Origin of the sequence: Nocardia concava NBRC 100430 (assembly GCF_000308815.1) — a bacterium.
In the GTDB taxonomy this organism is placed as follows: Bacteria; Actinomycetota; Actinomycetes; order Mycobacteriales; family Mycobacteriaceae; genus Nocardia; species Nocardia concava.
Genome location: NZ_BAFX01000086.1, coordinates 108,431 through 121,138, shown reverse-complemented (window position 1 = coordinate 121,138; position 12,708 = coordinate 108,431). Strand labels below are relative to the sequence as shown.

Sequence of the window (12,708 nt, the reverse complement as noted above, 5' to 3'; positions counted from 1 at the left end):
TGCCAGCTATGTCCGAGTCGACGATTGAGCAGTTGCGTGCCGCGCTGGTCGAATCCGAGCTGGAACATCGGGTGCTGGCCTTCGTCTACGCCTGGGTGCATCTGATCGAGCCGCCCGCCAAGGATCCGGCGCGAATCCTGGAACTGGTGACCGACGACGCCGTGCTGCACCTGTCCGACGGCAGTGCGGCCGAGACGCCCGAACAGATCGCGCAGTGGTACACCCGGACCGCCGGGGCGGTGGAGGCCAGCGCGCACCGCGTGGAGCACCTCGAGGTATCGCGCGCCGCCGACGGCACCATCCGGGCCGCGATCGATTTCGCCTGGCAGGGCATCGCGGCTGGCGACCAGGCGATGACCGCCCGCACCCACCACGATTGGATCCTCGTCGACGACGGCGGCCCGCTGCCGCGCCTGCGCGAGTTCCGGGTGACGGCCGTCAAACCGTTCGCCCCGGCTACCGCCGAGGACGCCCTGGCCGACTTCCGCGACCGCTGACCGCTCAGCCGTTGCGCAGTGCCGGTCGGTCCGGGTGATCCCAGGCCACCAGCAGGTCGGGCTCCTCGGGATGCTCACGCTGATATTCGAGCAGCCCGTCGACGGTGAACATCTCGTCCGCATCCGTGCGCCGCCGCAGCGCACCCTCCGACATGCGCAGGGCCACGGTCAGATCGAAGTCGAGGCCGCGTCCGAGCAGCATGGGGCCCGCGAGAAACAGCACCGTGCCCTCGGCGGCCTCACGAATCCGGGCGCGCGCCGAACGATCGGCCCGCTCGTCCCACAAAGCGGGCAGATACCGTCCGCCGTCCCGAAGTGATTTCAGCACTTCACGATTCACCGCCGCATAGTCGAACCACCCGGTGCGATAAGTGAATTCGCTGTCCCGATCGTATTCCAGGCGCACCGACGCGGGCCGCACGAAATCATGCAGCGACACCACCTCCGCCGGTCGCCCTTGCCCCCGAAGCCGTTCCGCGACCCCGCCCGCCACCGCCACCGGATCGGCCGCATCCGCACCGTCCACCGCGATCATCGCATACCCCCGCATCCCCATCGCCCGTTCGGCGATCAGGTCGAGCAGTCCGTCGGGGGTGATGGCGGTGAAAGCGGGCACGAGACCATCATCGCCGAGCGCTTGCGCCCGTCCGCGCCCGGTCCGCGATGCCGGGCTCGGTGATCTCGCCGATCACCTCCGCGTACCAGCGGAAGAGCCGGATCGGCGGCAGGGGAGACGCATTGAGCGCCGCCCAGCATTCGGCGGCGGCGGCGCGGGCGGTCGCACCGATCCAGGGCCGGGGAAGCAGTTCGGGCGGCAGCAGTGGATCCGGCTCGACGGCGCGGTCGAATTCGGCTGCGAGCGTGAGCGCGAGGGTGAGTTTTTCGGTCGGGTCGGCGGCGGGAACCGCGGGCAGGATTCGTTCGGCGGTCGTCAGCAAGCGGCGGTGTCCGGCGGCGAGTCGCTCCAGGGGCCAGAGGCGGGCCGCGAGTTCGACGCCGTCGGTGATGCCGCCGACGGAGAGGTCCGTGCTGGTCAGCATGGTGAGGTGGGATTCGATGCCGAGTTCGGTTGCCGTCGAAGCGATTCGGTGCTCCCAGGCGTTCGCCGACACGTACAGGCCGCCCTGGATCGCCGCGCCGCCGAGGTATACGAGGGCGTCGCGCATGGCGTCGCGGGCCTGGCGATGGGATTCCGGCACCGCGAAGGCCGCCAGATGCCAGACGCCGTCCCACGGTGCCAGCCCACGGTCCTGGGCGTACATGAATCGCAGGTACTCGAGTTCGGGTTCGATTGCCCCGCGGGTGTTCTCCGTGGCCCGCAGCACCGCCTTGCGGCCGCGGCCCTCGTGGGTGAACCGGCCCTCGGCGACGAGCCGTTTGATGCACAGGCGCACCTGCTGATCGCTCATGCCCAGCGCCGCCGCGACGTCGTACAACTCCCCGGCGTCGATGGTGGCGTCCTCGCGGATCATGCTCTCGACGAGCGTCCGCGTGGTGATCTCGACACCCTGGTCGTCCAACGCCCGCACTCCTCGCTCCACGATTTCGATGACCGCCCCGGTCATGCCACCGGCTCGCGCTCCATGACCACCGGCGAACCGATACTGCCCAACTCGCGGCCCAGATCGGCGAAGAACCGCCGTGGATCGACGACCTCCTCGGGCGGATGCACGCCGGGTCGGCGGGCGGTGCCGTCGATGAGCTGAGACAGGCCCAGCGCCAAAGGGATCCCGGTCGCCCGTGCCATATCGCCGAAGAGGCTACCGGCCGGGCCGTTCTCGACGACCGACCGGTCGAGATGCGCGAGCACCCGGCATTCCCGCCCGGCCCGCACCCCGGACAGCGCCGCGAAGAACGGCGGCAGATCGCCCGGACCCTTGGCCCGGACCGCCCTCGGCACCGAGCGGGCCAGCCGCCCGAGTGACGGCCGAGCCAGCTGGCCGGCGGCCGTCTCATTGGTCAGCACCCCCGCGTCGATGTCTCGGCGCAGCACGTCGAGGTACGCCAGCGTCCACGGCGTCACGATCATGAGGTTGGCCGCGTCGCCGACGGGTTTCAGGCTGCGCTGCAAGGTGATCGGCTCGGGATGACCGACCGTGTACGCGGTGCCGCGCCGACCGCCGGGCAGGGTGAGCACGACCGGTCGCAGGGGCCGCTGCTCGGCCAGCCGTCCCGCCGCCACCGCCGTGATGGTGCCGCTGGTCTGCTGCATCCAGTGCACGGCCGCGGCCGGGGGAGTGCCGTCGGCTTGCAGCAGTTCCTCGTCGCCCGTGCCCGGAACATCCACCGGCCACGCGGTATACGCGTCGATGACGGTGTCGAGCTCGGCCGCCGCCAGCGCCGCGAGCAGATTGCTGATGCCGGGGCTGGCTCCCATGCCGACGATCGCGCACACCCCGGCATCGCGGGCCGCGCCGTCCAGCGCCAGCATCTCGACGGTCGGCTCCCAGTCGTCACAGATATCGAGGTAGTGCGTGCCGGTGTCGATCGCCGCGCGCAGCACGGTCAACCCGAATCGGTAGTACGGGCCAACGGTATTGAGCACCACATCCACCCGCGACAGCGCGTCCCGCAACGCGACAGCGTCGGTGACGTCGAGGGCCATGGCCGAGACCGGCACCCGTGCCCCGCTCAGCCGGACGGCCGCGGCCGTCGCGGCCCGCTCGTTCCGGTCGGCGATGACGATCCGCGTGACTCCCAGCAGCGTGGACGCGGTCTCGACGGCGGCCGCGCCCATCGCGCCGGCGCCGCCCAGGGCGAGGACTTTCATGGTGTGTCACCTGTCATTTCGAGGTCGGCGGCGTAGCGACGCAGGGTGTCCAGATAGCCCGGCGCGTACAGGGATCGGGGGGCGAACAATGCGACCAGGAACGAGCGCACGCTGTCGGGCTTGTCGAGGTCGAACTTCACGAGGTTGTGGGAGGCGTCGGGAAAGGTCCGGACCGTGAGCAGCCCGGCGGGGACCAGGGCTCGATAGACGCGCTCGGTTTCGGCCACATCGACATTCAGATCGTGCTCGCCGAGCAACAGCAGCGTCGGAACCCGAAGGCCCGGAAGGGTTTCGGTCACATCGGCGAGATAGTTCCGGCTGGCGAACCGCCAGCGGTCCTCCGACATGGGCGGCGAATCGGTGGTGGCGCCGCGATAGCGCGCGTAATCCGCGCCCTCGCGCAGCAGCGACAGCGTGCTCTCGCGCCGCCGCAATTCGGCCTCGACCTCCTGCGGTGCGGCATGGCGTTCCGCCAACTCGGCGCGCAGGTTGTATTCGCCCTGCCGCAGCCAGTTGATCGCCGGTCCGGCCAGGATCATGAACCGCAGTTCCGGATGCCGCGCCGCGACCTCGGGCAGCACCCACCCGGCCTGGCTGATGCCCCACACGCCGATCCGGTTCCCGTCGATCTCGGGTCGCCCGCGCGCCCACGCGATCGCCGCCTCGGTCTCGACCGCGCGATCGTGCATGCTCTGGTCCAGCCAATTCCCGGGCGCGCCGTCGACCCCGGGCTTGTCCCAGGCCAGCGACGCGTACCCGGCGCGCGCGAAGGATTCCCACAGCGGCCGGTAGAAGGAATCGCGGGTCGCGTCGGCCGCGCCGTCGCCGTGCACGAAAACCACCAGCCCGAACGGCTTTTCGCCGTGCTCGGGCAGGGCCAGCACGCCCTGTAGCGGCTGGACCCCGCCCGTGATGGTGACCCTTTCCTCGCGAATCGCGAAGTCGTTCTGCGCGATCACCCATCCGCCCGCCGAGAGTGCGAGGGCGGCAACGCAACTCGTGGCGATCAGAGCCCTGCGCTTCCAACTCATGAAACTATCGTAGCAGAAACGGTCGTCTGTAAAACGATAGATTTGCGCGGTTGTTAGCCTGAGCCCGACGAACTCGAAGGGACGGGTGCATGGCGACGATCGAAGAGGCGCTCGAGATAGAGCAGCTCGAGCGTGACATCTTCCGTGGCGCGTCCACCAAGACGCAGCTGCCGCGCACGTTCGGCGGGCAGGTTGCCGGGCAGGCGCTGGTGGCGGCGGTGCGCACGGTGGATCCGCACTATCAGGTGCATTCGCTGCACGGGTACTTCCTGCGGCCGGGGCATCCGGAGCAGCCGACCGTGTATCTGGTGGACCGGATTCGCGACGGGCGCTCGTTCTGCACGCGGCGGGTGACCGGGGTGCAGAACGGGGAGGCCATCTTCACCATGTCGGCCTCGTTCCATGTCGGTGACGAGGGGCCCGAGCATCAGGATGTGATGCCCACGGTGCCGCCGCCGCTGGAGTTGCCCGACGCCAAGGAGTCCATGAGCCCGGAGCGTTTGTGGGCCATGCGCGAATGGGAGCACTGGGACATCCGGACCATCCCGCAGGAGGAGGTGGACCGCCGCGAGGGGACCATCGCGCAGCAGCAGGTGTGGTTCCGGTACCGGCATCCGCTGCCCGATGACGCGCTGTTCCATGTGTGCACGCTGGCCTACATGAGCGATATGACGCTGCTCGGCTCCTCGAAGGTCATCCACCCGGACGAGCCCACCCAGAATGCGTCGCTCGATCACGCCATGTGGTTCCTGCGTCCCTTCCGCGCCGATGACTGGCTGCTCTACGACCAGCAATCGCCCAGTGCCGGGGCCGGGCGCGCGCTGACCGGCGGGCGGATCTGGAATCAGGCGGGGGAGCTGGTGGCCGTGGTCATGCAGGAGGGGCTGATCCGCACCTTCCGTGACCCGCAGGCGGCCTCGTACCCGCCCGGAACTGCCTGAGCCGCAGACGAATCGAGCGCGCCGGGAACGAAAGTTCCCGGCGCGCTCGCGTTTTCAGGCGGTCTGTACCCGAAGATGACACACCACGGTGTCCGGCATCCTGCGCAGTACTCGCTCCAACTCGTCACTGCGGTGACTGGGCAGCACGTGATTCCAGCCGGCGGGCGGTTCGATCTCGGCGATCACCACCACCTTGCGACGCCCGGCGAAATTGTCGCGGACGTAGCGCGCGACGGGACCGCCGACGGTCGCATCGCCGTCCTCGAGCAGGAGCAGCCGCACATCGGGATGCCAGGCCTCCCATTCCTTGGTGAACACCGTGATGTTCTCCCCGGGCAGGCACACGTGCACGGCCGTCACATCGCGGCCCAGCGACATGGCCGCCGACAGCGCCTCGCGGCTGAGCTCCGACACCTCCGAAATCGGTACCACGATGGCGGTTTCGGTGGCGCGCGGTTCGGCGGGCACGCAGCCCGCGCCGCGGCACCCGGCGATGCGGCCGTAGGTCTTGCGCACCCGCTCCATGGCCAGCACCAGCAGCGGCAGCACCAGCACGATCAGCCACGCGCCCTCGGTGAACTTCATGGCGGTGGTGACGATCAGCGCCACGAAGGTCAGCAGCGCGCCGAAACCGTTGAGCCCGATCCGCCATTGCCAGCCCGGGCCGCGGGTGGCCAGCCAGTGCCGCACCATGCCGACCTGCGCGATGGTGAAGCCCACGAACACGCCGATGGCGAACAGCGGAACCAGGGCGTTCATATTGCCGCGCGAGGCGACCAGTAGCACCGCCGCCGAAATGCCCAGGGCGAGAACGCCGAACCGGTACACCTGCCGCGGCGAGGTGACCGCGAACCGGTGCGGCAGGCAGTTGTCGTCGGCCAGGATCTTGGTCAGCGTCGGCAGCCCGCCATAGGAGGTGTTGGCCGCCAGCGCCAGCAGGATGACGGTCGCGAATTGCACGATGTAGTAACCGGTTCCGTGCCCCAGCGCCGCCTCGGTCAGCTGCGACAGCACGGTCGTGCCCTCGATCGGATGGATGGAGAATTTCTCGATGAGGGTCGCCAGCCCGATCAGCATGATGCCCAGCAGCACCCCCAGCGCCACCTCGGCCCGCTGCGCCCGCCGCACCCGCGGCTGCGCGAAGCTGGGCACCGCGTTGGCGATCGCCTCGACACCGGTCAGGGCCGCGCATCCGCTGGAGAAGGCCTTGAGCAGCAACAGGATTCCGATGGTGCGGGCATCCTCGGACACCGCCGCCCCGGTGGCGACGGTCGCGGGTTCGGCCCGCAGCAGACCGGCGACGATCACCGTGAGAATGCCGAGGACGAACACCACGGTCGGAGCCATGAAGGCCCGCGCGCTCTCCCGAATGCCGTAGAGGTTCAGAACCGTGATGCCGACCAGGATAGCCAGGCAGATCCAGACCGTATAGGGCAACAGCCCCGGGAACGCCGACGTCAGCGCCGCGACACCCGCCGCGATCGACACCGCCACATTGAGCACGTAATCCACGATCAGTGACGCGGCCGCCACCAGGCTCGTGCGATGCCCCAGCCGTTCCTTCGCCACCGCGTACGCGCCGCCACCGTTCGGGAACGCCGCGATCACCTGCCGGTAGGACGCGATGAGCACGGCCAGCAGCACCACGATGGCCAGCGTCACCGGCAGCGTGAAGCCCAGCCCGGCGGCTCCGGCCGCGGCCAGCACCAGCACGATCGCCTCGGGACCGTAGGCGACCGAGGCCATGGCGTCGAGGGAGAGTCCGGCCAGGCCGGTCGAAACGGTCAGCCCGTGCCGTTGCGGCGGCGGCGCGTCGACACCACCACGCGGCCCGGGCGAGGTTTGCGGTAGCAGATCAGTCACCTGCGCGAGTGTTCCCCGCGCAACCGAATTGGACACTGGTCCTAACGAAACCCTGACACCCTGGGTGAGCAGGGCCACAACCACCGGCAAACGTATGCTCGACGGCGTGAAACCGACAATTGGCGTGCTGGCACTGCAGGGAGACGTGCGCGAACATGTGCACGCGCTCGAGGCTTGCGGAGCGACCGCGGTGCCCGTGCGCCGCGAATCCGAGCTGGCCGCCATTGACGGTCTGGTTATCCCGGGCGGCGAATCCACGGCGATCAGCAAACTGCTGGAAGTCTTCGAACTGCTCGAGCCTTTGAAGCAGCGCCTGCGCGACGGTCTGCCCGCCTACGGCTCCTGCGCGGGCATGATCCTGCTGGCGTCGGAGGTGCTCGACACCCGCCCGGACATGAAGCCGCTGCACGGCATCGATATGACCGTGCGCCGCAATGCCTTCGGCCGTCAGGTCGATTCCTTCGAGGCCGATATCGATTTTGCGGGCCTGTCCGACGGCCCGGTGCGCGCGGTCTTCATCCGCGCTCCCTGGGTCGAGAAAGCGGGTGACGGCGTCGAGGTGCTGGCGACCGTCCCCTCCGGTCCCGCCGCCGGGCGCATCGTCGCCGTGCGGCAGGGCAATGTCATCGCCACCTCCTTCCATCCCGAGGTGACCGGTGATCTGCGCGTGCACAAGCTGTTCGTCGACACCGTGGTCCGCCCGCGCGCAGGGGTCTGATCGGGCACGCGCCGGGGTCTGAGCGGCCACTCGAGTAGACTGGTGCGGCTGTCCGTCCGCCGGGGCGGGTACGTTGCGATTGACGAACGAAGCCCCCTGAAACGAGGAAGTAGGGAATGAGCGGCCACTCCAAATGGGCCACCACCAAGCACAAGAAGGCCGGGATCGACGCGAAGCGCGGCAAGCTCTTCGCCAAGTTGATCAAGAACATCGAGGTGGCGGCCCGCACCGGTGGTAGTGACCCGGACGGCAACCCGACCCTGTACGACGCCATCCAGAAGGCGAAGAAGTCGTCGGTGCCCAACGACAACATCGAGCGCGCGCGCAAGCGCGGCGGCGGTGAAGAGGCCGGCGGCGCCGACTGGCAGACCATCATGTACGAGGGCTACGGCCCCAATGGCGTCGCCATCCTGATCGAGTGCCTCACCGACAACCGCAACCGCGCCGCCGGTGAGGTGCGCGTGGCCATGACCCGCAACGGCGGCAATATGGCCGACCCGGGTTCGGTGTCGTACCTGTTCCACCGCAAGGGCATCGTGACCCTGGACAAGAACGGCCTGTCCGAGGACGACGTGCTGATGGCGGTGCTGGACGCGGGCGCCGAGGAGGTCAACGACCTGGGCGAGCAGTTCGAGGTCATCTCCGAGCCCGGCGATCTGGTCGAGGTCCGCAAGGCGCTGCAGGCGGCGGGTATCGACTACGACTCCGCCGAGTCGGGCTTCCAGCCGTCGATGTCGGTGTCGCTCGACGCCGAGGGCGCGCGCAAGGTGTTCAAGCTGGTCGACGCGCTCGAGGACAGCGACGACGTGCAGAACGTCTACACCAATGTCGACATTTCCGACGAGGTGCTGGCCGAGCTCGACGCGTAAACGCGAGAACGACTCCGCGGGCCGCATTCCCCAGGGATGCGGCCCGCGTCGCGTTCACGCGTAATCGGGTGTGCGCCACCGAGATTCCGGGGTCCCCTCGGGGTCTTCCCCGATGCGCCCCAAACCTCCTGTGCGACAAGATCACTATCGGGTCGGGTCACGATGGATGGGAGTTGATTCACGCATGGCTCAACGGTTGCTGATCGGTCTGGGCGCTGCCGCCCTGATCGCCACCGGCACGGGGATGCTCGCCCCGGCGGCCTTCGCCAAGGACCTCGCCGACGGGGTGTCCTGCAACGGCAGCACCTGCCGCAACGACACCGACGACGCCTACCGCGTCCGGATCCGGGTGTCCTGCCAGCGGTTCATCGACGGCTACGACTCGTCGGTCTGGGTCGCCGCCCACTCCACCGCGCGAGTACCGGCCAACTGCCCCGGCCACTGGGAGCAGGGACCGAGGCAAATGGATCCCCCGCAGATGAAGCCCGACGGCACCTGGAGCTCGCCCAGCTGGAAGGACGGCCCCGATGAATTCAAGCCGGGCTTCGTGACCGGTATCGAATATCTCAGCGCCACAGTCGACAACAACCGCCCGGCGCCCGCGCCCAGCGGTAGCGGTTCTTGATTCCGCACCCGGCCCAGCCCGTGTCGATGGACAATGTCGCCGCGAGGTTCCGTTAGACTCTCGAACAGTTGTTCGTTCACGGTGAGAGGGGTTTCGGTGCGGGTGATGGGCGTCGACCCCGGGCTCACCCGGTGTGGGCTCAGCATGGTCATCGGCAGCATGGGGCGCCAGGTGTCCATGGTGCAGGTCGATGTGGTGCGCACGCCGCCGGAAATGGAGCTGGCGCAACGACTTCTGCTCGTCGCCGATGCCGCCGAGGCGTGGATGGACACGCACAAGCCGGAAGTCGTTGCCATCGAACGCGTCTTCTCCCAGCACAATGTGCGCACCGCCATGGCCACCGCGCAGGCGGGCGGCGTGATCGCGCTGGCCGCCGCGCGGCGGGGGATCGCGGTGCATTTCCACACCCCGTCCCAGGTGAAGGCGGCCGTCACCGGCAACGGTTCGGCGGACAAGGCGCAAGTGACCGCCATGGTGACCCGTATCCTCGGGCTGGCCGTCGCACCCAAGCCCGCCGATGCCGCCGACGCGCTCGCTCTGGCCATCTGCCATTGTTGGCGCGCGCCCATGCTCGAACGCATGGCCAAAGCGGAGGCACTGGCTGAACGGCAGCGGCGCATGTACGAGGAAAGGCTTGCCCAGCAACGGAAGGCGGTAACGCGGTGATCGCGTCGGTACGCGGCGAAGTGCTCGAGATCGGACTCGACCATGTGGTGATCGAAGCCGCAGGCGTCGGGTATCGGCTCAATGCGACGCCCTCCACGCTGGCCGGACTGACTCGCGGCGAGGATTCGCGGCTCTACACGACCATGATCGTGCGCGAGGACTCCATGACGCTGTTCGGCTTCGCCGACACCGAGGCGCGGGAGCTGTTCGTGTTGCTGCAGACCGTGTCCGGTGTCGGCCCGAAGCTGGCCATGGCGGTGCTCGCGGTGCTCGAACCCGAGGCGCTGCGCAAGGCCCTGGCCGAATCGAATGTGGCGGCGCTGACCCGGGTGCCCGGTGTCGGCAAGCGCGGGGCCGAGCGCATGGTGGTCGAGCTGCGCGACAAGGTGAATCTTGTTCCCGTCCAGTCCGGTCCGCCCGGATCCGGTTCGGCGCCCGCGGTCACGCCGGTGCGCGAGCAGGTGGTCGAGGCGCTCATCGGACTCGGATTCCCGGCCCGCCAGGCCGAGGGCGCGGTGGACGCGGTGCTCGCCGACGAGCCCGGCATCGGAACCTCGCAGGCGCTGCGCACGGCGCTCGGGCTGCTCGGCAAGAATCGCTAGGCCGGCATGAGCGACGATCTCGAGGACTTCGACGACACCGAATCCGCCGTCAGCGCAAGCTATCTGCAATCCGACGGGGAGATCGAGGCCAGCCTGCGCCCGAAGTCCCTCGACGACTTCATCGGCCAGCCGCGCGTGCGCGAACAGCTGGCGCTGGTGCTGCGCGGCGCGAAACTGCGCGGCGGCACGCCCGACCACGTATTGCTCTCGGGCCCACCGGGTCTGGGCAAGACGAGTATGGCCATGATCATCGCCGGTGAGCTCGGCACCGCCCTGCGCCTCACCTCCGGCCCCGCCCTGGAACGCGCGGGCGACCTCGCCGCCATGCTCAGCAATCTCGTCGAGGGCGATGTCCTGTTCATCGACGAGATCCACCGCATGGCCCGGCCCGCCGAGGAAATGCTGTATCTCGCCATGGAGGACTTCCGCGTCGACGTGGTGGTTGGCAAGGGCCCGGGCGCGACCTCGATCCCCCTCGACATCGCCCCATTCACCCTGGTGGGCGCGACAACTCGCTCCGGCGCGCTGACCGGCCCGCTGCGCGACCGCTTCGGCTTCACCGGCCACATGGACTTCTACGAGCCCGGCGAACTCCAGCAGATCCTCGAACGCTCGGCCCGAATCCTGGGCGTCCGCCTGGAATCCGACGCCGCCGCCGAAATCGCCGGCCGCTCCCGAGGCACGCCGCGTATCGCCAACCGTCTGCTGCGCCGCGTCCGCGACTACGCCGAAGTCAAGGCCGACGGCCTGGTGACGGTCGAAATCGCCCATGCTGCTTTGGCCGTCTACGACGTGGATGTCCTCGGCCTGGACCGCCTCGACCGCGCGGTCCTCGGAGCCTTGATCCGCAGTTTCAACGGCGGCCCGGTCGGCGTCTCGACTCTTGCTGTCGCCGTGGGCGAAGAAGCCGCGACCGTCGAGGAAGTCTGCGAACCTTTCCTCGTCCGAGCCGGTTTGGTGGCCCGCACCCCGCGCGGTCGCGTCGCTACCGCGGCCGCGTGGGAGCACCTGGGCTTGGTGCCCCCGCCGGACCTGGTCTTCGGTTCCATCGAGGTCCGCCCCCGCGAACCGCAACTGGATCTGGATCTGTTCGAGCCGTAGCTGTTTCAGTCGACGGTGAGCACGAGTTTGCCGACGGTGCGGTTGGTGTCGCCGAGCGCGTGGGCCTTGGCGGCATCGGCCAGCGGGAAGGTGCCCGCGATGGTGGGGCGCAGGGCGCCGGACTCGGCGAGTTCGCGCAGGGCTTCCATACCGGCGTGATCGGCTTCGACCAGCAGCGAGACCCCGCGGACGCCGAGTTGCGCGGCGGCGGCACGCAATTCGCCACCCACGCCGCCGCGAATCGCGACCACGATCCCGCCCGGTCGCAGCGTGCGCAATGAACGGATCGCGTGCGCTTCGTCGATCGGATCCAGCGCCATGTCGACGTCGCGGACCGTCTCGAAGACATCGGTCGAGTGGTAGTCGATCACCTCGTCGACACCGATCGACCGCAGGAAGTCGTGATTGGCCGCGCTGGCCGTGCCGATCACGTACGCGCCCCGCGACTTCGCGATCTGCACCGCGAAATGCCCGACGCCACCCGCCGCCGCGTGAATCAGAACCCGCTGTCCGGCTTGCACATTCGCGGTGTCGACCAGCGCCTGATACGCGGTGAGCGCGGCCAGCGGGATCGCCGCCGCCTGCGCATGGTCCAGATTGGCGGGCTTGCGGGCGAAGGCGCGGGCGGTGACGGTGACATATTCCGCGGCCGCGCCGTGGCCGTGCGGATAGGGCAGCATGCCGAACACTTCGTCGCCGGGCTCGAACAGGGTGACGCCGACACCGGTCGACACCACCACGCCGGACACATCCCAGCCGAGCACGAACGGCGGCGGGGGCAGGAACAGGCCCGACAGTCGCCGGTGCTTCCAGTCGGTCGGATTGAGGGCGGTGGCGTGCACCTTGACGAGGATCTCGCTCGGTCCCGGTTGCGGGACGGGCAGCTCCAGCTCGTGCAGTACCTCCGGGCCGCCGAGGATGTCCTGTCCAATGGCCTTCATGGTGGTGGGGATCGTATTGTCCGGTTCGCTCATGACAGTCAGCTTGCCGTCGGCTGCCGCACCAGAAAATGGCACGATCGCCAT

General features: G+C 68.9%; 14 protein-coding genes. 8 read left to right on the top strand and 6 right to left on the bottom strand.

All coding sequences use genetic code 11. From position 1 onward, the window contains the following. Positions 1–8 precede the first annotated feature (8 nt). Positions 9–497 (top strand): nuclear transport factor 2 family protein, encoded by a 489-nt coding sequence (locus ON43_RS20345; protein ID WP_040809704.1) that lies wholly within the window; start codon positions 9–11, stop codon positions 495–497. A 4-nt stretch (positions 498–501) separates the two neighbouring features. Here ON43_RS20345 and ON43_RS20340 read toward each other — a convergent pair whose 3' ends face one another. The 4 genes from ON43_RS20340 to ON43_RS20325 all read right to left on the bottom strand — a co-directional run bounded on the left by ON43_RS20340 (position 502) and on the right by ON43_RS20325 (position 4,298). Further along, complete coding sequence (locus ON43_RS20340) at positions 502–1,113, bottom strand: nucleoside/nucleotide kinase family protein (protein WP_040809702.1); 612 nt, start codon at positions 1,111–1,113, stop codon at positions 502–504. Between the two features lie 7 nt (positions 1,114–1,120). Further along, a complete protein-coding gene (locus ON43_RS20335; protein WP_051178787.1) occupies positions 1,121–1,969 on the bottom strand; it encodes a phage repressor protein in 849 nt (282 codons plus the stop codon). 89 nt (positions 1,970–2,058) lie between these two features. Further along, the gene (locus ON43_RS20330) at positions 2,059–3,267 is read right to left on the bottom strand and encodes a saccharopine dehydrogenase family protein (protein WP_040809700.1); all 1,209 of its coding nucleotides are present in this window, start codon (positions 3,265–3,267) and stop codon (positions 2,059–2,061) included. Further along, positions 3,264–4,298 carry an alpha/beta hydrolase family protein gene (locus ON43_RS20325; RefSeq protein ID WP_040809698.1) on the bottom strand — a complete coding sequence of 345 codons (1,035 nt, stop codon included), beginning with the start codon at positions 4,296–4,298 and terminating at the stop codon, positions 3,264–3,266. The genes ON43_RS20330 and ON43_RS20325 overlap by 4 nt, the downstream gene beginning before the upstream one ends. An 89-nt stretch (positions 4,299–4,387) precedes the next feature. Here ON43_RS20325 and ON43_RS20320 point away from each other — a divergent pair, with 89 nt between their 5' ends. Next, positions 4,388–5,239, top strand: a complete 852-nt coding sequence (locus ON43_RS20320; protein WP_040809696.1) for an acyl-CoA thioesterase — start codon at positions 4,388–4,390, stop codon at positions 5,237–5,239. A 54-nt stretch (positions 5,240–5,293) separates the two neighbouring features. Here the strand turns inward: ON43_RS20320 and ON43_RS20315 are convergent, their stop codons facing one another. Then, entirely contained in the window at positions 5,294–6,985 is a 1,692-nt protein-coding gene (locus tag ON43_RS20315) for an APC family permease (RefSeq protein WP_040809798.1), read from the bottom strand. 211 nt (positions 6,986–7,196) lie between these two features. On the opposite strand from ON43_RS20315, the gene pdxT reads away from it, so the two are divergent. From pdxT to ruvB, 6 genes are all read left to right on the top strand, one after another. Further along, a complete protein-coding gene (gene pdxT, locus ON43_RS20310; protein WP_040809694.1) occupies positions 7,197–7,820 on the top strand; it encodes a pyridoxal 5'-phosphate synthase glutaminase subunit PdxT in 624 nt (207 codons plus the stop codon). A 116-nt stretch (positions 7,821–7,936) separates the two neighbouring features. After that, positions 7,937–8,689: a YebC/PmpR family DNA-binding transcriptional regulator gene (locus ON43_RS20305; protein ID WP_040809693.1), complete on the top strand. Its 753-nt coding sequence runs from the start codon at positions 7,937–7,939 to the stop codon at positions 8,687–8,689. A 184-nt stretch (positions 8,690–8,873) separates the two neighbouring features. Further along, a complete protein-coding gene (locus tag ON43_RS20300) occupies positions 8,874–9,314 on the top strand; it encodes a hypothetical protein (RefSeq protein WP_040809692.1) in 441 nt (146 codons plus the stop codon). 96 nt (positions 9,315–9,410) lie between these two features. Beyond that, entirely contained in the window at positions 9,411–9,980 is a 570-nt protein-coding gene (gene ruvC / locus ON43_RS20295) for a crossover junction endodeoxyribonuclease RuvC (RefSeq protein ID WP_040809691.1), read from the top strand. Next, a complete protein-coding gene (gene ruvA, locus ON43_RS20290) occupies positions 9,977–10,582 on the top strand; it encodes a Holliday junction branch migration protein RuvA (RefSeq protein ID WP_040809690.1) in 606 nt (201 codons plus the stop codon). The genes ruvC and ruvA overlap by 4 nt, the downstream gene beginning before the upstream one ends. Before the next feature lie 6 nt (positions 10,583–10,588). Next, positions 10,589–11,683, top strand: a complete 1,095-nt coding sequence (gene ruvB / locus ON43_RS20285) for a Holliday junction branch migration DNA helicase RuvB (protein ID WP_040809689.1) — start codon at positions 10,589–10,591, stop codon at positions 11,681–11,683. Positions 11,684–11,688: 5 nt separating this feature from the next. Here the strand turns inward: ruvB and ON43_RS20280 are convergent, their stop codons facing one another. After that, positions 11,689–12,699, bottom strand: a complete 1,011-nt coding sequence (locus tag ON43_RS20280; protein ID WP_306304977.1) for an NADP-dependent oxidoreductase — start codon at positions 12,697–12,699, stop codon at positions 11,689–11,691. Between the last annotated feature and the right edge of the window lie 9 nt (positions 12,700–12,708).

Excerpts from the sequence above, each read along its gene's own strand:
- ON43_RS20345 (WP_040809704.1), top strand. The coding sequence starts at position 9 with ATGTCCGAGTCGACGATTGAGCAGTTGCGTGCCGCGCTGGTCGAATCC.
- ON43_RS20335 (WP_051178787.1), bottom strand. The coding sequence starts at position 1,969 with ATGATCCGCGAGGACGCCACCATCGACGCCGGGGAGTTGTACGACGTC.
- ON43_RS20330 (WP_040809700.1), bottom strand. The coding sequence starts at position 3,267 with ATGAAAGTCCTCGCCCTGGGCGGCGCCGGCGCGATGGGCGCGGCCGCC.
- ON43_RS20325 (WP_040809698.1), bottom strand. The coding sequence starts at position 4,298 with ATGAGTTGGAAGCGCAGGGCTCTGATCGCCACGAGTTGCGTTGCCGCC.
- ON43_RS20320 (WP_040809696.1), top strand. The coding sequence starts at position 4,388 with ATGGCGACGATCGAAGAGGCGCTCGAGATAGAGCAGCTCGAGCGTGAC.
- ON43_RS20315 (WP_040809798.1), bottom strand. The coding sequence starts at position 6,985 with ATGGCCTCGGTCGCCTACGGTCCCGAGGCGATCGTGCTGGTGCTGGCC.
- pdxT (WP_040809694.1), top strand. The coding sequence starts at position 7,197 with ATGCTCGACGGCGTGAAACCGACAATTGGCGTGCTGGCACTGCAGGGA.
- ON43_RS20305 (WP_040809693.1), top strand. The coding sequence starts at position 7,937 with ATGAGCGGCCACTCCAAATGGGCCACCACCAAGCACAAGAAGGCCGGG.
- ON43_RS20300 (WP_040809692.1), top strand. The coding sequence starts at position 8,874 with ATGGCTCAACGGTTGCTGATCGGTCTGGGCGCTGCCGCCCTGATCGCC.
- ruvB (WP_040809689.1), top strand. The coding sequence starts at position 10,589 with ATGAGCGACGATCTCGAGGACTTCGACGACACCGAATCCGCCGTCAGC.